17 protein-coding genes and 1 riboswitch are annotated in these 18317 nt (G+C 68.9%); of the genes, 7 read left to right on the forward strand and 10 right to left on the reverse strand.

Going from position 1 to position 18317, the window contains the following annotated elements; genetic code table 11:
• Positions 1-10 precede the first annotated feature (10 nt).
• The gene (locus V5D55_RS03730) at positions 11-376 is read left to right on the forward strand and encodes a hypothetical protein (protein WP_435747796.1); all 366 of its coding nucleotides are present in this window, start codon (positions 11-13) and stop codon (positions 374-376) included.
• On the opposite strand, the gene V5D55_RS03735 is transcribed toward V5D55_RS03730, so the two are convergent.
• Positions 364-1878, reverse strand: a complete 1515-nt coding sequence (locus tag V5D55_RS03735) for a DUF4407 domain-containing protein (RefSeq protein ID WP_435747798.1) — start codon at positions 1876-1878, stop codon at positions 364-366. The two genes, V5D55_RS03730 and V5D55_RS03735, sit on opposite strands and share 13 nt — an antisense overlap.
• A 121-nt stretch (positions 1879-1999) precedes the next feature.
• A complete protein-coding gene (locus V5D55_RS03740; RefSeq protein WP_435747800.1) occupies positions 2000-2569 on the reverse strand; it encodes a TetR/AcrR family transcriptional regulator in 570 nt (189 codons plus the stop codon).
• Between the two features lie 66 nt (positions 2570-2635).
• Here V5D55_RS03740 and V5D55_RS03745 point away from each other — a divergent pair, with 66 nt between their 5' ends.
• Positions 2636-3208, forward strand: coding sequence for an NAD(P)H-dependent oxidoreductase (locus V5D55_RS03745; protein WP_435747802.1), 573 nt, complete (start codon positions 2636-2638; stop codon positions 3206-3208).
• 84 nt (positions 3209-3292) lie between these two features.
• On the opposite strand, the gene rlmN is transcribed toward V5D55_RS03745, so the two are convergent.
• Entirely contained in the window at positions 3293-4594 is a 1302-nt protein-coding gene (rlmN, locus tag V5D55_RS03750; protein ID WP_435747804.1) for a 23S rRNA (adenine(2503)-C(2))-methyltransferase RlmN, read from the reverse strand.
• Positions 4595-4665: 71 nt separating this feature from the next.
• Between rlmN and V5D55_RS03755 the strand changes: the two genes are divergently transcribed.
• The 3 genes from V5D55_RS03755 to V5D55_RS03765 all read left to right on the forward strand — a co-directional run bounded on the left by V5D55_RS03755 (position 4666) and on the right by V5D55_RS03765 (position 6671).
• Positions 4666-5211, forward strand: coding sequence for a ribosomal protein L7/L12 (locus tag V5D55_RS03755; protein WP_435747806.1), 546 nt, complete (start codon positions 4666-4668; stop codon positions 5209-5211).
• Positions 5212-5283: 72 nt separating this feature from the next.
• A complete protein-coding gene (locus V5D55_RS03760; protein WP_435747808.1) occupies positions 5284-5922 on the forward strand; it encodes a bifunctional 4-hydroxy-2-oxoglutarate aldolase/2-dehydro-3-deoxy-phosphogluconate aldolase in 639 nt (212 codons plus the stop codon).
• Entirely contained in the window at positions 5922-6671 is a 750-nt protein-coding gene (locus V5D55_RS03765) for a sulfite exporter TauE/SafE family protein (protein WP_435747810.1), read from the forward strand. Before V5D55_RS03760 ends, V5D55_RS03765 begins: the two co-directional genes overlap by 1 nt.
• A gap of 111 nt (positions 6672-6782) precedes the next feature.
• Here V5D55_RS03765 and V5D55_RS03770 read toward each other — a convergent pair whose 3' ends face one another.
• Together V5D55_RS03770 and V5D55_RS03775 are read right to left on the reverse strand one after the other, a co-directional pair.
• Entirely contained in the window at positions 6783-7613 is an 831-nt protein-coding gene (locus tag V5D55_RS03770; RefSeq protein WP_435747811.1) for an SDR family oxidoreductase, read from the reverse strand.
• A 29-nt stretch (positions 7614-7642) separates the two neighbouring features.
• A complete protein-coding gene (locus V5D55_RS03775; protein WP_435747813.1) occupies positions 7643-8401 on the reverse strand; it encodes an SDR family NAD(P)-dependent oxidoreductase in 759 nt (252 codons plus the stop codon).
• Between the two features lie 123 nt (positions 8402-8524).
• Here V5D55_RS03775 and V5D55_RS03780 point away from each other — a divergent pair, with 123 nt between their 5' ends.
• Positions 8525-9259, forward strand: a complete 735-nt coding sequence (locus V5D55_RS03780; RefSeq protein WP_435747815.1) for a phosphotransferase — start codon at positions 8525-8527, stop codon at positions 9257-9259.
• 27 nt (positions 9260-9286) lie between these two features.
• Here V5D55_RS03780 and V5D55_RS03785 read toward each other — a convergent pair whose 3' ends face one another.
• From V5D55_RS03785 to V5D55_RS03795, 3 genes are all read right to left on the reverse strand, one after another.
• Positions 9287-10066 carry an energy-coupling factor transporter transmembrane component T family protein gene (locus tag V5D55_RS03785; RefSeq protein ID WP_435747817.1) on the reverse strand — a complete coding sequence of 260 codons (780 nt, stop codon included), beginning with the start codon at positions 10064-10066 and terminating at the stop codon, positions 9287-9289.
• Positions 10063-11514: an ABC transporter ATP-binding protein gene (locus V5D55_RS03790; RefSeq protein WP_435747819.1), complete on the reverse strand. Its 1452-nt coding sequence runs from the start codon at positions 11512-11514 to the stop codon at positions 10063-10065. The genes V5D55_RS03785 and V5D55_RS03790 overlap by 4 nt, the downstream gene beginning before the upstream one ends.
• Before the next feature lie 2 nt (positions 11515-11516).
• A complete protein-coding gene (locus V5D55_RS03795) occupies positions 11517-12164 on the reverse strand; it encodes an ECF transporter S component (protein WP_435747821.1) in 648 nt (215 codons plus the stop codon).
• Positions 12155-12266: riboswitch (TPP riboswitch) on the reverse strand. It overlaps the preceding gene by 10 nt.
• 246 nt (positions 12267-12512) lie before the next feature.
• Here V5D55_RS03795 and V5D55_RS03800 point away from each other — a divergent pair.
• On the forward strand, positions 12513-14099 hold the full coding sequence (locus tag V5D55_RS03800) for a D-alanyl-D-alanine carboxypeptidase family protein (RefSeq protein WP_435747823.1): 1587 nt from the start codon (positions 12513-12515) through the stop codon (positions 14097-14099).
• Positions 14100-14222: 123 nt separating this feature from the next.
• On the opposite strand, the gene V5D55_RS03805 is transcribed toward V5D55_RS03800, so the two are convergent.
• Both V5D55_RS03805 and V5D55_RS03810 read right to left on the reverse strand, forming a co-directional pair.
• Positions 14223-16475: an ABC transporter ATP-binding protein gene (locus V5D55_RS03805; protein ID WP_435747825.1), complete on the reverse strand. Its 2253-nt coding sequence runs from the start codon at positions 16473-16475 to the stop codon at positions 14223-14225.
• Complete coding sequence (locus V5D55_RS03810; protein WP_435747827.1) at positions 16472-18199, reverse strand: ABC transporter ATP-binding protein; 1728 nt, start codon at positions 18197-18199, stop codon at positions 16472-16474. Before V5D55_RS03810 ends, V5D55_RS03805 begins: the two co-directional genes overlap by 4 nt.
• Between the last annotated feature and the right edge of the window lie 118 nt (positions 18200-18317).

Below are 18317 nucleotides of genomic sequence, written 5' to 3' on the forward strand. Positions count from 1 at the left end.
TTCTGGACCAATGACCACCTCGACCGCCAGCTTCGACGAACTTCTTGCGCCAATCCTTGCCGATTGGACCATCCGCGACCTCCTGGAATGGCTCAGCGATGACACGCGCACGCACGACGACGCCTTGCGCCGACCGCTTGCCCTGATCGAGTCGGCGCTCACCGGCTCGCTCTGGACGCGCGAGCCGTCGACGGTCGCGCTGATCCGCTCGATCGCGTCGACGGTGCAGTCGTCACCTCACGTGCGGAACATGCGCCTCGACGACCTGCTGCCGGGAGCAGCGTGGATCAGAAGTGCGCCTCGCGGCGGCGATTCCGCAGCATTTTCGATCCACGCTGCGGAGGACAGCTGGGAACGGGTGCCTCAGGTCGTCTGAACGGGCGCTGCGGCCGCGGGCGCCGGCGCCGCGGCGGGCGGTATCGGCGTCGTCACGATCTCGGCACGATCACGGAAGCCCTCGGCCGTCACCCGGTCGAGCGCGACCTGCTTACGGATCGCCGCAGCCTTCTCGTAAAGACTCGGGTCGCCATAGCTCGTGAGCACCTTCACCAGCACCGGCAGCAGCTCGATCATGAAGAACAGCGCCGCGATCAGGAGATGCGCCCACAGGATCGTCGGCTCCTTCTCGCTCAGGCGGTTCAGCCCGCTGATCTGGCTGAGGAGCCCGACCGCTCCCGCGTTGCCCTGCGCCACAGCATCCGCCCTCGCGTTGTATGCGGTGAGTGCCTGGTCGTAGGTGTCGCGCGCGGCGGGCAGCTGGGTCTTCGCCTGCTCGCGGTTCTGCGACTCCGAGGTCGAGGTGTTCTCCTTGGCGGCGGTGCCGGCGGCGGCGAGCTCTTCATTCGCGGTGCGCAGCTGGGCGGCCAGGGCGTCGTAGGTCTGCTGGGCTTCGGCGAGCTGCGCCTCGGCGGCATCCGAACTCGCCCCCTCGCCGTTGACGCCCGTGCAGCCGGGAACCGTTCCGGCGCCCTCGCCCGTCAGCTCGCACTGGTACAGGGTGCGCGCCTGATCGATGACCGCCTGCTGCTCGGTCATCTTCTTCGTCAGGTCATCGACCGTCGTCTGTGCGGCGGACTCCGTCGCCGAAGCCGAGTCGGTGCCGGCGACGATGCCCGTGGCGGCCTGGTTCTCGAGCTCGGCGACACGAGCGGATGCCGCATCCAGCGCGATCTTCTCCGGGCCGGTCTCGAGCGCCTTCTGGTCGGACTGCGACTGGGTGATGTTGGTCGACGCCACCTCGCGGGCGATGTCGTTGTGGAAGATCTGCAGCACGAGCGGTTCGGCGACGACGAAGCCGATGATCGCGGCCATGATCACACGCGGGATCGCGAGGCCGATGAGCCTCCACACGTTGCGGGTCGAGGTCATCGTCGACGTCAGGAAGCGGTCGAGGTTGAAGATGATGAGCGCCCAGACGAGCGCGAGCGGCACCGCCAGCCACATCGCCGCCTGCACGCCGGTGGTCAGGGCGAAGAGCATCGAGATCGCCGAGACGAGCGCGGTGCCGGCGAGCACGAAGAACATCTGCACGAAACGCGGGGTCTCACCGGGCACGCGGTCGAGGATCTCGCCCTCGGCTCCACCGAGGATCGCGAGAGTGCGGGCGCGCGACCCGGGGGTGCGCGGTGTGCGGGGCTTGCGCACGCGCCGCTGCTTGGCGGGCCGCTCGTCGGACTGTTCGTCCATGGGTCCCTGAGCCTGCCGCGGGGTGGCATCCGGAGTCGGGGCGAGCGTGACCTCGCGGGTCTCGTCGTCGATGCCGGTGGGCTCGAACTCACGCAGGAAGTCGAGGTCGTCCGTCTCAGCGGTCGGGTCGCTGTCGAGGATGATCCGACCCTGCGAGTCGTAGCGACCCGGTCGGTGGGCGGAATAGGGCATCCGCACAATCTACGAAAGGTCGCCTGTGGATAGGTTGCAAGAGTCCTGCGAGCGAGCCTGGAGCCCGGCGCCACCGGATGCAGAATCGTGGCTGGAACTGGCTTTTCAGGGAACCGCGGGCTCAGGCGCCGAGCAGCCGGTCGACGGTCGCCGTGTTGGCGGCCAGGGCGGCGTCGAGCGTGAAGTGCCCGGCGGCCGCGAGCGTACCGAGTCCGTGGATGAGTCCCCACAGTCCGATCACGTCGGCGGGGTCGTCGAGCCCGGCGGCGACGGCGGCTGCGGCGAGCGTGTCTTCCAGCCCCCGGATCAGCGGCGCCATGGTTTCCGTCGGCGAGCCCGGGACGCACACGGTCGGGTCGTAGACGGCGTCGAATGCGTGCGGATGCTCGATGGCGAAGCGGATGTACGCCGAGCCCCCGGCGATCAGCACGTCACGGGGAGTCCCGGCCGACGCTGCGGCGGCGCGCACCTGGTCCAGCAGGTCGGCCATGCTGCGCTCGGCGAGCGCTTTGAGCAGACCGAGCCGGTCCGCGAAGTGGTGGTACGGCGCGTTGTGGCTGACGTTCGCGGCGCGCGCGACCTCGCGGAGGCTGATCTCGGCAGCCGGCATCCGCTCCAGCAGTTGCATCGCCGCATCCTCCAGCGCGCGGGCGAGGTCGCCGTGGTGGTAGCCGTCTTTCGAACTTGACATGAGCAACATTGTCTCCTATCTTGACACTGTCCACCAGCTTGACACTGTCCAGATAGGAAATCAGCCATGACCGCTCTCGTGATCGACGGCCACCCCGATGCCCGCTCTCTGACCGCTGCCCTCGCGCAGCGCTATGCCACCGGGCACGGCGACGCCCGGGTGCTCGCGCTCCGCGACCTCGACTTCGATCCGCACCTGCGGTTCGGCTACCGGGAGCGGATGCTGCTCGAACCCGACCTCGCCGACGCGAAGCGCGCGCTCAGCGAAGCGGACACCATCGTTGTGGCGACGCCGCTGTGGTGGGGATCGGTTCCCGCCGTGCTGAAGGGGTTCTTCGACCGGGCGTTGCTCCCCCAGCAGGAGTACCGCTACTCGAAGCTCGGACTCCCCGAGGGCCTGCTGCCCGCCCGCCACGGGCGCCTGCTCCTGCTGGCCGACACCCCGTGGTACGCCGCTCCCCTGACCGGCCTTCCCGCGCAGACCCACGTCGCGAGGAACACGATGCGCCTGTGCGGCATCCGCTCTGTGCGCACGCATCGGATGCTGGGCGTCAAAGACGCGAAGACGCCGACGATCTCCCGCTGGCTCGACCGCGCCGAGCTCTTGGGCGCCCGCGACGCCCGCCGCGCAGCGCACTGAGCCCCCCCACACCTTTCGAATCGCGCGAATGGGTGCTTGTCGCGCCGCTTTGCGACCAGTTGCGCGATTCGAAGGCAGAGGAGGTCAGGCCATGGCCGCCGAGGCCGCCTCGTCTTCGGTCGTCGCGACGAGCTGACCGCAGGCGCCGTCGATCTCCTTGCCACGGGTGTCGCGGAGGGTCGTCGGGATGCCGGCGTCGTTGAGCCGACGCACGAACTCGTTCGTGACGTCTCTCTCGGATGCCGTCCAGATCGACCCGGGAGTCGGGTTCAGCGGGATCGGGTTCACGTGCACCCATCCGCGGCCGCGCTGGTTGAGCTTCTCGGCCAGCAGATCGGCACGCCAGGCGTGGTCGTTCATGTCCTTGATGAGCGCGTACTCGATCGAGACCCGGCGACCGGTCTTCTCGTAATACTCGTAGGCCGCGTCGAGCGCCTCGTCGACCTTCCACTTCGAGTTCACCGGGATGAGCTCGTCGCGCAGGTGATCGTCGGGGGCGTGCAGCGAGAGCGCGAAGGTCACCGGGATGCCTTCGTCGGAGAGCTTCTTGATCGCGGGCACCAGGCCCACCGTCGACACCGTGATGCCGCGGGCGCTCATACCGAGACCGTCGGGCTGAGGGGCGACCATCGACCGCACCGCATCCATCACGCGCTTGTAGTTGGCGAGCGGCTCGCCCATCCCCATGAAGACGATGTTCGAGACGCGCTCCATGCTGTGGTCGTCGGACTTCTTGCCACCGAGGCCGCCGTCGGCGATCAGGCGGTTCGCGCGCACGATCTGCTCGATGATCTCGGCGGTCGACATGTTGCGGGTGAGACCGGCCTGCCCCGTCGCGCAGAACGGGCAGTTCATGCCGCAGCCGGCCTGGCTCGACACGCACAGCGTGATCCGGCCGGGGTAGCGCATGAGCACCGACTCGACGAGCGCGCCGTCGTGCAGGCGCCAGAGGAACTTGATCGTGTCACCGCGGTCGGTCTCGAGCCGGCGCACCTCGGCGAGCAGCGGCGGCAGCATCCCGGCGACGAGCTGCTCCCGGGTGTCAGCCGGGAGGTCGGTCATCTGCTCAGGGTCCGACGTGTAGTGCCGGAAGTAGTGGGTGGAGAGCTGCTTGGCGCGGAAGCCGGGCAGCCCGAGCTCCTTGACCTTCTCGATGCGCTCGGCGGGCGTGAGGTCGGCGAGGTGCACGGGCGGCTTTCCCCGCTTCGGGCTCGCGAACTGCAGCAGCGGACGCCCTTCGGCATCCTTCTGCTGCGTCCATCCCTCGGTCGCCGGACGCACCTGTGCGGGCTTCGTGGAGCGGATCTTGCCCTGAGCGGGTCGTCCCTGCGGGGCGGACGCGGATGCTGCGGGGCGCGTCTCGCGCGTGCGGGGAGTCTCGGTCATACCTCTAAGGGTACGCGGTGGCGGGTGGGAAGGCCCTGGGGCGCGGGACTCCCGCTCCCTAGACTGAGCCCATGGACATCGTCTGGATCATCGGGATCGTCGTCGGCCTGGTCGTCGTCGTCGGGATCCTCGCCGCGGCGCTCCGCGGGATGCGACCCAAGCTGCCAGAGCCGCAGGTGTTCACGCCGTCTCCGACCACCGCGCGCTCACTGCCTGCTTCGTCGGCCGCCTCCACGGCATCCGGGCTCACCCCTCAGGTCGTCGCCGAGATCGACCGGCTCATCGGCGCAGGGCAGAAGATCCACGCCATCAAGCTGTTCCGCGATGCCACCGGCGTCGGGCTGAAGGAGGCCAAGGATCGCGTCGAGCACTGGTCGATCAGCACGACCGCTCCGCACCTGGCCGCTGTCTCGAACGCAACGGCAGCGTATTCGTCGATCACGCCGACCACGCACACGCCCGCGTCGGTCCGCGCGTCGCTGCCGGCGCCGGTGACGGCCGAGATCGACAGGCTCATCGCCGGCGGGGCCAAGATCAACGCGATCAAGGTGCTCCGGGAGCAGACCGGGCTCGGGCTGCGCGAATCGAAGGACATCGTCGACGCCTGGCGCGGCTGACCGAGGGGCACCGGTTGTAACGACAGATTGCGGTCAGGGAGAATGGCAGCATCCCCCACGCTAGGAGCCCCGATGCCCGACCGTCTTGCCCGTGCCCGCGCCACCGGCATCCTCGCCGTGCTCCGCGCTCCTTCTCCCGAGGTCGCGCTGGAAGCATCCGAGGCGATCATCCGCGGCGGGGTCACCGGCGTCGAGGTCACCTTCTCCACGCCGGACGCTCCGGCCGTGATCCGCGAACTCATCGCCCGCCACGGAGACACCGCGTACATCGGCGCCGGCACCGTGACGACGCCCGCGCAGGCGACCCTCGCGGCGGATGCCGGAGCCGAGTTCCTGGTCAGCCCCGGCACCCTGCCTGATCTGACCCGCGCAATGCTCGACACCGGTCGGGTCGTGATGACCGGCGCGATGACGCCGACCGAGGTCATGACGGCGCTCGGGTTGGGCGTCGACGTGGTCAAGATCTTCCCCGCCTCGCTCGGCGGCCCTTCCTATCTCGGTGCGCTCCGCGGCCCGTTCCCCGACGCTCCGCTCATGCCCACCGGCGGCGTGAACCCCGACAACCTCGCCGCGTGGTTCGCCGCCGGAGCGGTCGCGGTCGGCGCCGGCGGCGACCTCGCGAACGGCGCCTCGATCGCGGCATCCGACTGGGCCGACATCGAGCAGCGCGCCGTGCGGTTCGCTGCGGCACTCGACGCCACACGAGGCTGATGCCGGAACTTCTGCCGTGGGCCTGGGTGGCACTCGGCATCGCCGCCGTCACGATCGGCATCTCGAAGACCGCGATCCCGGGCGGGAACATCCTCGCGATCGCCCTGTTCGCCGCTGTGCTCCCTGCGCGAACCTCGACGGCCGCGATGCTGCTGCTGCTCATGGTCGGCGACATCTTCGCGCTGATCGCCTACCGTCGGCACGCGCACTGGCCGACGCTGCTGCGTCTCGCGCCGGCGGTCGTGGCCGGGCTCCTCGTCGGCTTCGCCTTCCTGGCATTCGCCGACGACAACATCGTCCGGCGGGCGATCGGCGTGATTCTGCTGCTCATGATCGCCGTGACCCTCTGGCGCCGGTGGCGGCAGGAGAGGGCGGATGCCGTCGCCCCGGTACGCGGCGGCCTCGTGCTCTCCGGTGTCTACGGCACGCTCGGCGGGTTCACCACGATGGTCGCGAACGCCGGCGGCCCGGTGATGTCGATGTACTTCCTCGCGACGCGCACCCCGGTGCAGGTGTTCCTGGGCACCTCGGCCTGGTTCTTCGCGATCATCAACCTGGTGAAGGTGCCGTTCCTCGCCGGTCTCGGACTGTTCCACGGACCCGTGCTGCTGATGGATGCCGTGCTCGCGCCCCTGGTCGTGGTCGGCGCGCTCACCGGCATCCGCCTGGCGAAGCGCATGGACCAGCGCCTCTTCGACCGCATCGTGATCGTTCTCACCGTGGCCGGCGCCGTGTACCTGCTGTTCTGACCCACGGGGCTCGAAAACTTCGCAGAACGACATGAACTTCGCAGAACATCGCGGGGCTTCCTGCGAAGTTTCTGACGTTCTGCGTAGTTCCGCGCAGCCCGAGATACCCGCTCAGTCGAGGAAGATGTCCGGGAACAGCGCCGAGTCGGGCGTCCCGGGAATCGCGGCGTAGCCCGAGAAGTCGGTCACGCCGTCGGCCTCCAGCACGTCTTCGACGATGAGCGTCTGCCCGGTGTACGAGGCTGCGGGCTTGAGCATCACCGCGTACGCGGCATCCGCATAGATGTCGGCCGTGCGGCTCGCCGCCATGACCTTGTCGCCGCCGAGGAGGTTCTGCACGGCGGCGGTCGCGATGGTGGTGCGCGGCCACAGAGTGTTCGCGGCGATGCCATCGCGGGCGAACTCCGCCGCAAGGCCGAGGGTCACCATCGTCATGCCGAACTTGGCGAGCGAGTAGCCGGTGTGGGCGCCGAGCCACTTCGGCGTGGGGTTCAGCGGCGGCGACAGCGACAGGATGTGCGGGTTCTCGGCGTCCTTCAGGATCGGAACCGCGGCCCGCGAGAGCATGAACGTGCCGCGCACGTTGACGTCCTGCATCAGGTCGTACTTCTTGGCGTTGAGCTCGAGGGAACGCGAGAGGTCGATCACGCTGGCGTTGTTGAGGACGATGTCGATCCCGCCGAACTCGCCCTGCGTCTTCAGCACGGCTTCGGTGACGTCGTCGTCGTCGCGCACATCGCCGACGATCGGGAGCGCCTGCCCGCCCGCGGCACGGATCTGCTCCGCGGCGGTGTGGACGGTGCCCTCGAGCTTGGGGTGGGGCGTGTCGGTCTTCGCGAGCATGGCGATGTTCGCGCCGTCGGCCGCGGCGCGCAGGGCGATCGCGAGGCCGATTCCCCGGCTCCCGCCGGACATCAGGATGGTCTTGCCTGCCAGTGACATGGGTGCTCCTCGGATGTGCGGGTCGGGGTTTACTTCGGCGCCATGCGGATCGCGCCGTCGAGGCGGATCGTCTCGCCGTTCAGGTAGGAGTTCTCGACGATGTGCGCCACCAGCGCGGCGTACTCGTCGGGACGGCCGAGCCTCGAGGGGAACGGCACCTGCTGGCCCAGCGAGTCCTGCGCGGCCTGCGGCAGCCCCATGAGCATGGGCGTCTCCATGATCCCGGGGGCGATCGTGCAGACGCGGATGCCGTGGCGGGCGAGTTCGCGCGCCACGGGAAGGGTCATCGCGTGGACCCCACCTTTCGACGCGGAGTAGGCGGCCTGCCCGATCTGGCCGTCGAAGGCGGCGACGCTCGCGGTGTTCACGATGACCCCGCGCTCTTCGTCGTGGAGGTCGTTCTTCGAGATGACGGCGGATGCCTGGGACAGCACGTTGAACGTGCCGACGAGGTTGATGCGGATCACACGCTCGAAATCGGCGAGCAGGGCGGGAACGCCTTCACGGTCGAGCACCTTGGCGGGCGGGGCGATACCGGCGCAGTTGACGACGACGCGCAGCGGGGCGGCGGCCTGGGCGGCGGCGACCGCGGCCTGCACCTCGTCGGCGTTCGTGACGTCGGCCGGTACGAAGATCCCGCCGAGCTCGTCCGCGACCTCGGCACCCTTCGACGAGGCCAGGTCGACGATGGTGACATGCGCGCCGGCGGCCGTGAGCCGTCGCGCCGTGGCGAGGCCGAGCCCGGAGGCTCCGCCCGTGATGAGCGCGCCCTGTCCGCTGATCTGCATCAGAAGTTCTCCCTCGAACGTCGTCGTGCGATCCGATGACGTGGAACGCAGTCTCAGCCTACGTGGTTCTCCGTGCAGTCACGAAGCCGGCCTCCTCCCTCGGGCGTGCGCCAGGATGGAAGCATGTCGATCCCCACCGAGCCCGTCCTGGTCCCCGACAAGGTGCGGGAGCTCGCCCACGGCGCCGATCTCGTCTGCGTCTGGGACAACGACTACGGCGGGCTGACGTTCCGCGCCACCGGCGGGGGCGAGCCCTTCTTCATCAAGTGGGGTCCACGCAACCTCGAGTTCACGCTCCAGGACGAGGCCGAGCGGATGGCCTGGGCATCCGCTTGGATCACCGTGCCGACCGTGCTCGTGCAGGGACAGGACGAGACGCACGAGTGGCTCGTGACCGCCGCGATCGACGGGCTCAGTGCCGTGGATCCGCGGTGGGTGGCCGAGCCTGCGGCCGCCGTGCGCGCGGTCGGCGAGGCGCTCCGCGCCATGCACGACACGCTCCCCGTCGACGAGTGCCCGTGGGAGTGGAGCGTGCCGTCGCGCATCGCGAACGCCGAGCGGCGCGGCATCGTGGTCCCCGAGACGTTCCGCACTCCACCGGAGATCGACCGGCTCGTGGTCAGCCACGGCGACGCCTGCTGCCCCAACACGCTCGTGGGGCACGATGGCCGGTGGCTGGCGCACGTCGATCTGGCGCTGCTGGGCACCGCCGACCGCTGGGCCGATCTCGCGGTTGCCTCGATGAGCACCGAGTGGAACTACGGCCCGGGATGGGAAGACGCGCTCATCGAGGCCTACGGCATCGAGCCCGACCGCGAACGCCTCGCGTACTACCGGAATCTGTGGAACGCGACCTGATCAGGAGCGCGAGGCCCGGGCCTTCTCTCAGCTCCACACGAAGCGGAAGGTTCCCGCCACCACGGCAGCGGTGAGTGCCAGGGCCATGATGGCGAGCCCGCCGGCCAGGGCGACCGCATCGCGCGGGTGCAGTCGTGACGGCCGCGACCAGGTGCGAGGGATGCCGGACCCGAAGCCCCGTGCCTCCATGGCCAGCGCCAGCTTCGAGCCGCGACGCACCGCGAAGACGAGCAGCACGAAGGCCATGGAGAAGAACCGCCGCAGCACGCCGCGGTCGCCGACGCCGCGCGCGCGGCGAGCGAGACCCATGGTGCGCCAGTCGTCGAGGAACAACCCCAGCATCCGGGTGCCCGCCAGGATGCCGAGCACGAATCGGCTCGGCAGCTTGGCGACCTGCGAGAGAGCGTCCGCGAGCTGCGTCGGATCGGTGCCGCCGAACAGGAGGATCGTGGGCAGGCCCAGAGCGATCACGCGCAGGCTCACCGCGATCGCGAGGGCGACCGACCCCTCACTGATGGTGGCGAAGCCGAACGACCAGTAGACGCGGCCGGCGGGCTCCGCGTAGAGAAGCATGCTCACGCCGGCGATCGGGGCGAAGACGACGATCGGCAGCAGCCGCTTCAGCACGGTGGTCAGGCGCATGCCGGTCAGGGGCAGGCACAGGAGCTGCAGCGCGATCGCGACGATCGCGCTCGTGACGTCGATCGAGGCGAAGAGCGGTACCGAGAGCAGAATCGCGAGCACGAGCTTGGTCACCGGGTTGACTCCGTCGAGCCAGACCGCCCGTGCCGTGTCGGTCGTGGTCATGCCGCGGCCTCCAGGTCGATGCGGTGTCCTCCGAGGTGGCGGATCACCGCGTCGTCGTGTGTCACGGCGATGATCGAACGACCGCGCGCGATCTCCTCCTGCAGCAGCGCGACGAGCGAGATCCACCCGCGACGGTCCTGCCCGAAGGTCGGCTCGTCGAGCACGATCACCTCCGGAGCCCCCGCGAGCACCGTCGCCACCGAGAGGCGGCGTTTCTGTCCCCCGGAGAGCGTGAACGGATTGGCCAGCGCGAGCGGGGCGAGGCCCAGTCGTTCCAGGAGCTCATCGACCACAGCATCCGTTCGCGCCTGCGTCCAGCCGAGAGCGCGAGGGCCGACCGCCAGCTCATCGCGCAGCGTCTGGGCCAGGAACTGGTGCTCGGGCTCCTGGAACACCATCCCGATGCGGGTGAGCAGTTCGCGCGAGCTCCAGCGGATCGGCCGCAGCCCCCGGCGCCCGGCGAGTTCCGGGGCAGCCCGCACCTCACCGGCGTGCTCCGGGACGAGGCCGGCGAGGGTCAACGCCAGCGTCGACTTCCCCACTCCGTTCGGTCCGGTGATCACGGTCGCGTTCGCACGCGGCACGCGCACCTCGAGACCCGACTGCACGACCGTGGCCGACTCTCGCGCGATGGCGAGCCTTGACGCGGAGAGCGCGTCGGATGCCGTCACCTGCTGCAGGACGGGCAGGTCGATGCCGCGGTCGGGCACCCACACCCCCGCATCGGCGAGGGTCGAGCCATGTGCGGCGAACACCTGGTCCGGCGCACCGTCGGCGAGGAGGCCGCCGTCCGCCGCGAGCACGATCACGCGGGTCATCAGGTCGACCCACACCGGCGTGCGATGCTCGACGACGATCAGCGTCGCGCCGGTCGAGGCGACAGCACGCTCCACGCTCGCCCGCACCTCCCCCACGCCTTCGGGATCGAGGTTCGCCGTCGGCTCGTCGAGAAGCAGCAATCCGGGGCGCATCGCCAGCACGCCCGCAAGCACGAGCCGCTGCTTCTGCCCGCCGGAGAGCGCCTTGGTCGGGCGTTCCAGTGGCACATCGAGGCCGACGGCATCCATCGCCTCCGCGACACGGAGGGGGATCTCTGAGGCGACCACACCGAGGTTCTCGCACCCGAAGGCGATGTCGTCGCCCACCTTGGACAGCACGATCCCCGCATCCGGGTCCTGCAGGACCAGTCCCACCTGACCGCGCCGCGACTCGGGAGCCGCGCCATCGACGAGCAGCGAGCCCGTCCGGTCGCCTTCGTCGTCGCCGCCGAGCACGCCGGCCAGCCCTGCGAGAAGAGTGGACTTGCCGGCACCGGAGGCGCCGAGAAGGAGCACCCGCTCACCGGGTTCGATCGTGAAGCTCACATCGGCGACCGCCGGACGCTTCCGGCCGGCGTACCGCCACCCCCAGCCCGCAGCCTGCACGCGGGCCGGGGCGGCGAAGGTCACGATCAGACCTCGCGCACGTGCTCTCGCCCGACGGCGAAGCGGTTGAGCGCGCCGGTCACTGCGAGAGCGCGGACGAGCAGCCAGCCGACGACGCCCGCGAGGATCGCACCGGAGACCACGATGCTGACGAGGTAGATCGTGTTGAACTCGACCGACTTCAGGATGTTCGGCGAGGCACCGTAGAACAGCTCGAAGACCCACGCCGCGGCGGCAGCGCCGACACCTGCGAGAGCGGCGACGGCGATGCCGAAACGACGGTAGAAGAACAGAGCGAAGATGAGCTCTGCGCCGAACCCCTGGACGATGCCGGACAGCACGGTGGAGACGCCCCACACGTTGCCGATCAGCATCGAGACGATCGCCGCGACGATTTCGACGACGAGGGCGGCGCCGGGCTTGCGGATCACGAGACCGCCGACGACCCCGCCGAGCAGCCAGATGCCGACGGCGATGCCGCCGAGACCGGGCGTGAGGGCGTCGGCCGCACCGAACCAGGCATAGCCGATCGTGTTCCAGCCCCAGAAGACGAGGCCGATCGCGACACCGAGGACAGCGGCGACGACGATGTCGACGACGCGCCAGCGGAGCGACCCGGCGGGAGTCGAACCCTGCGTCTTCGGGGACGCGGATGTGGACGTGGACGTACTCATCTGAACTCCTCCCTGCGCTGGCATTACCCAGATCAGGTTCGACGGTCGAAGCGCGATTCGCTCCCTCTCAGCCCGGCTCGCCGGACTCCCGTGGTTGTGCTGACGATCCTACCGCCTCACGACACCCCCGCACCGCGAAGGTCCTCCGGCGCAGATCGCCGCAGAGATTCGGTACCGTAAGCGAGTGAGCGCTTCCGATCCAACCGACGAGGCGACGGGCGTCGTCAGCGACGACACCCGTCCGAACGCCGTCTCCGCCGTCGAGGGTGACGACGGGCACCGGCCCTCCTTCGCGGCTGACGCGCTCTTCGCCGGCGACTCTCCCCACCCGCGCCGGCCGTCGCACCGGTGCTCCCCGTCTCCGCTGATTCCGTCGACTCTCTCTTCACCGCGGAGAGCGCACCCGCCGAGAGCACACCCGCCGCGAACGTCCCTGTGGAGAGCGCACCCGTGCAGAGCACACCCGCCGCGGCAGAGGCCACTGAGGTCGTCGCGGCCGAGGCCACTGAGGTCGTCGCAGCGATCCCGACGGCGCCAGTTGACGACGCGATAGCGATCCTCGAGTCTCCCGAGGCCCAGTGGGCTGACGACGAAGCTCCCGCCACGGCGCTGACGTGGGTCGATCCGGCAGCGGTCGCTCACCACTCCCCTGCCGCGACCCTCGATGAGCCGACGAAGACAGTCGACGCGGAAGGGCTGTTGCGCGGAGCGAAGCTGCGCCCGGCGATCGCTCGCCCCGGGGTCCTCGTGCCCTTGTGCGCGCTCGTCGGCCTCCTCGGAGCGTATGCCGGCACCACGTTGCTCTGGCCGCTGCACTCGGTCGCTCCGACGGTGGAGGCGGTGGAATTCGCCACCACACCTGCCCCGGCGGCGGCTGTCACCTGGCCGGGCCGTGGCAGCGCGGCCGTGGGTGTCGCGGGCGTGAGCGTCGCGGCATCCGCTCCGAACGCCGTGAGCATCGCGAGCATCACGAAGGTCGTCAGCAGTCTGATGGTGCTCGACCGGATGCCGCTCGCTCCCGGCGAGCAGGGTCCCGAGTTCTCTTTCGACTATTGGGACAGCCAGGACTACTGGAACTACCGTCGGGCCGATCAGTCAGCGCTCGATGTCCCGGTCGACGGCGTGCTCACCGAGTATCAGCTGCTGCAGGGCACGCTGCTGGGCTCGGCGAACAACTACATCGACCGTCTGGCATCCGAGATCTGGGGTTCCGACGAGGAGTTCGCCGACGCCGCCGAGATCTGGCTGCGCGAGCGCGGATTCGACGGCATCACCGTCGTGACACCGTCCGGGTTCGACGAGCGCAACGTGGCGACGCCGGAAGCATTGATCGACCTCGGCGAGTGGGCGATGAAGAATCCGGTGTTCGCGCAGATCGTCGGCACGAAGTCGGTCGACCTCCCCGGTGCCGGCACCGTCGTCAACACGAACGGGATGCTGGCCGACCCCGGTGTCGTCGGCATCAAGACCGGCACGCTGGTCGGCTGGAACCTGCTGACCGCGAAAGACGTGGTCGTCGGCGACACCACGGTGCATCTGTACGCGGCTGTCCTGGATCAGGGCGACGACGCTCAGCGCCTGGCCGCGACGCGTGCGCTGTTCGCCGAGACGGAGGCCGCACTCCAGGCACAGGGCCCGGCGGTCGCCGAGGGCACGGTGGTCGGTGAAGTGACGACGTTGTGGGGTACGAAGGTCGACGTGATCGCCGGCGCGGATGCCGATGTCGTGCTGTGGAACGGCGCGCTCGCGACCGCGACTCCTGCTTTCGACCTCGGCGACGAGCGCGAGAAGAACGGCGAGGTCGGCACGCTCACCACGGTGGGACCGCTCGGCACCGTCGCGACACCGCTGACCCTGGCGCAGGACGTCGAGGGACCGAGCGCCTGGTGGCGGCTGACGCATCCGATCGAGCTGCTCGGAATCGACGGCTCCTGACTCACGCATCCTGACCCGCGCATCCTGACCCGCGCATCCTGACTCACGCATCCGCGAAGCGCGAGACGCCCCACCCCGAAGCAGTGGGGTGGGGCGTCTCGCGTGGTGCGGGTACGACGGGTGTCAGCTCCGTCGACCGGAGTCGTCGGATCCGTCTTCGATCAGCGCCTGGGCGGCTGCCGTCTCGGCACCCGGAACCTGTGCCCCGACCGAGACTCCACGCAGCGCGTCATCCGCTGCCGCCTGGGCGTCGTCGGCTTCTCCGGCGATGACGACCGGCGTCGACCCGGTGAGGGCGTCGTCGGCGTCGATGTCGGTCGCTGCCTGCTCGAACTGCGACTGGTATAGGCGCCAGTACGCGCCCTGTGCGGTGATCAGTTCGTCGTGCGTGCCCTTCTCGACGATGTCGCCGTGCTCCATCACGAGGATGAGGTCGGCGTCGCGGATGGTCGACAGACGGTGCGCGATCACGAACGACGTGCGTCCCTGACGGAGCGCAGCCATCGCGTGCTGCAGCAGCAGCTCGGTGCGGGTGTCGACCGCAGATGTCGCCTCGTCCAGGATGAGGATGGACGGCTGTGCGACGAACGCGCGAGCGATGGTGATGAGCTGACGCTCACCCGCCGAGACGTTCGATGCATCCTCGTCGAGGACCGTGTCGTAGCCCTCGGGGAGGGCGTGCACGAACCGGTCGACGTACGTCGCCTTCGCGGCCTCGAGAACTTCGTCGTCGGTCGCCGTCGAGCGACCGTAACGGATGTTCTCTCGGATGCTGCCGGCGAACAACCACGGGTCCTGCAGCACCATGCCGGTGCGGGAGCGCAGCTCGTCGCGGGTGATCTCTGCGATGTCCTGCCCGTCGAGCAGGATCCGGCCGCCGCTGAGCTCGTAGAACCGCATGATGAGGTTGACCAGGGTGGTCTTGCCCGCACCGGTCGGTCCGACGATCGCGACGGTCTGCCCCGGCTCCACCCGGAACGACAGGTCCTGGATGAGCGGGCGCTCCGGAGTGTACGAGAACGCGACATTCTCGAACTCGATGACGCCCTTGCCGTCGGCGAGCTCCGGAGCGTCCGAGTCGTCGGCCTCCTGCTCGTCGGCGTCGAGCAGCTCGAAGACGCGCTCCGCGGATGCCGTACCCGATTGCACGACGGCGGCCATGCCGCCCAGCTCGGACAGCGGCTGCGTGAACTGCTGCGAGTACTGGATGAACGCCTGCACGTCACCGAGACGCAGCTGGCCGCTGGCGACCATCAGTCCGCCGAGCACCGCGATGCCGACGTAGCTGAGGCTTCCGACGAACATCATCGCCGGCATGATGATGCCGGAGAGGAACTGCGCCTTGAAGCTCGCCTGGAACAGCTCTTCGTTCTCGACCTGGAACTTGTTCAGCGCATCCTTCTCGCGCCCGAACACCTTGACCAGCGCGTGGCCAGAGAAGGCCTCCTCGACGCGGGCGTTCAGTCGTCCGACCTTGCGCCACTGGGTGCCGAACGCCTTCTGCGAACGCGGACCGATGACACCGAAGATCACGGCCATCAGCGGCAGCGTGACGAGTGCCACGAGCGCGAGCTGCCAGGAGATCGAGAACATCATGACCAGGACGCCGACCACGGTGAGCACCGAGGTGAGGGCTCCGGAGAGCGACTGCTGCATCGTCTGCGTGATGTTGTCGATGTCGTTCGTGACACGCGAGATCAGCTCACCACGCTGCACCTTGTCGAAGTACGACAGGGGCAGGCGGTTGATCTTCGCCTCGACCGACTCACGCAGGCGCCACATCGTGCGCACCATGATGACGTTGATGACGTAGCCCTGGATCCAGGTCAGGAATGCAGCGGCGATGTAGATCGCGAGCACCGCGGCGATGATCCACCGCAGCGCGTCGAAGTCGACGCCGTCGCCCACCTGGAAGTCGCCGAGCGCGCCGACCTGGTTGGCGAAGTCGGCCTGACCTGCGCTGTTCAGCGCGTCGACCACGACATTCTGCGGCGTGCCAGCGGGGAAACCGGGGAAGTCACCGTTCGGCTGACCGAGCTGGATGGAGATGAACCCCTTGTAGACGAGGTTCGTCGCCTCGCCGAGCACCTTCGGCGCCGCGACCGTGAGGACCACGCCGAGCGCTCCGAGGATCGACACGAAGATGAACCACACGGCCGACGGCTTCAGCAGTCCGATCATCCGCGCGAAGCTCGGTCCGAAGTTGTCGGCCTTGCCCGGTGCGACACTGTCCCAGTCGCCCGAGTTCTGGCGCGCCTGTTCGGCGAGCTCCGCCTCGTACTTCTCTTCTTCGGTGAGTTCGGGCTCGACGACCGCCGCCTTGCCGCGGCTCTTGCGGGACGTGGTCCCTGATTCTGTCGAAGCGTTGTCGCTCATGCGTCCACCCCCAGCTGCGATTCGACGATCTCTCGGTAGGTGTCGCTCGTCTCGAGCAACTCCTCATGGGTGCCGACGCCGACCATGGTGCCGCCCTCGAGGACGACGATGCGATCGGCATCGGTGATCGACGAGACGCGCTGCGCGACGACGATCTTGGTGACGTGCGGGAGCTCCCGCCACAGCGCCTGCCTCAGCCGAGCGTCGGTGGTCAGGTCGAGAGCGGAGAACGAGTCGTCGAACACGAGCACCTTCGGCTGGTGCACGATCGCACGTGCGATCGCGAGCCGCTGGCGCTGCCCGCCCGAGACGTTGGTACCGCCCTGAGCGATGCGCGATTCGAGTCCGTCTGGCATCTCCTCGACGAAGTCGCGACCCTGCGCGATCTCGAGGGCCTGCCACAGTTCTTCGTCTGTCGCCTCTTCCCGCCCGTACCGGAGGTTCGATGCCACGGTGCCGGTGAAGAGGAACGGGCGCTGCGGCACGAGGCCGATGCTGTCCCACAGCGACTCGACATCGGCTTCGCGCACATCGGTGCCGCCGACGTGCACAGCACCGCCCGAGACGTCGAAGAGCCGTGGGATGAGCGACACGAGGGTCGTCTTGCCCGAACCGGTCGAACCGACGATCGCGACCGTCTCGCCCGGCTGCGCGGCGAAGCTGATGCCCTTGAGCACCGGCGCGTCAGCACCCGGGTACGTGAACTCGACGTCGTCGAGCGCGACTGATCCGGGGACCGGGAACTCGGTGACACCGTTCTCGGGGCGCTCCATGGTGGACTCCGCGTCGAGAACCTCCCCGATGCGCTCGGCCGAGACCGCGGCACGCGGGATCATCATCGCCATGAAGCTCGCCATGATGACGCCGCCCATGATCTGGCCGATGTACTGCATGAAGGCGAAGAGCGTGCCCACCTGCACCGTGCCGTTGTTGACCTCGATGCCGCCGAACCAGATGACGGAGACGACGGTGACGTTGAGGATGAGCATGAACAGCGGGAACAGCAGCACGAACAGCGAGCCGACCTTGCGGCCGACGACCATGATGTCGGTGTTCGCACCACGGAACCGCTCCTCCTCGATGCGCTCGCGCACGAACGCGCGCACGACGCGGACGCCGGTGAGCTGCTCGCGCATGATGCGGTTCACGTTATCGAGCCGGCCCTGGTAGGTGCGGAACAGTGGCACCATGCGGCCGATCACGAGGGCGGCGAGGATCAGCAGCGCAGGCACGGCCACGGCGATGAGCCAGCTGAGGCCGACGTTGGTCTGCACCGCGAAGATGATGCCGCCGATCGCGAGCAACGGCGCGGTGACGAGCATCGTCGCGCCCATCATCGCGAGCATCTGCACCTGCTGCACGTCGTTCGTGTTGCGGGTGATGAGCGACCCGGCGCCGAACACCGACACCTCGCGCTCGGAGAAGCCGCTGACCCGGCTGAAGACGTCGGCGCGGATGTCGCGGCCGGCACCCATCGCGGCACGCGCGGCGAAGTAGGTCGCGGCGACCGAGGCGATGATCTGCCCCAGCGACACGGCGAGCATGAAGAGACCCGTGTTCCAGATGTAGCCGGTGTCACCCTGGGCGACGCCCTTGTCGATGATGTCGGCGTTCAGGCGCGGGAGGTAGAGGGTCGCGGCGACGCTGGCGAGCTGGAAGACCAGCACACCCAGGAGCAGCCACTTATAGCGGGACAGATAGCGGACGAGGATTTTTCCCAGCACAGGCGCACTTTCTAGGAAGGATGGAACGGCGGATCTCTCGGCTGACGGCTGCCGACCGACGATCGGCCACAAGACAGAGTGCCACGAACTGCCGACATTCGTATCCCCCTTTCGGAGG

The organism is Microbacterium sp. PMB16 (genome assembly GCF_051294855.1).
Lineage (GTDB): Bacteria > Actinomycetota > Actinomycetes > Actinomycetales > Microbacteriaceae > Microbacterium.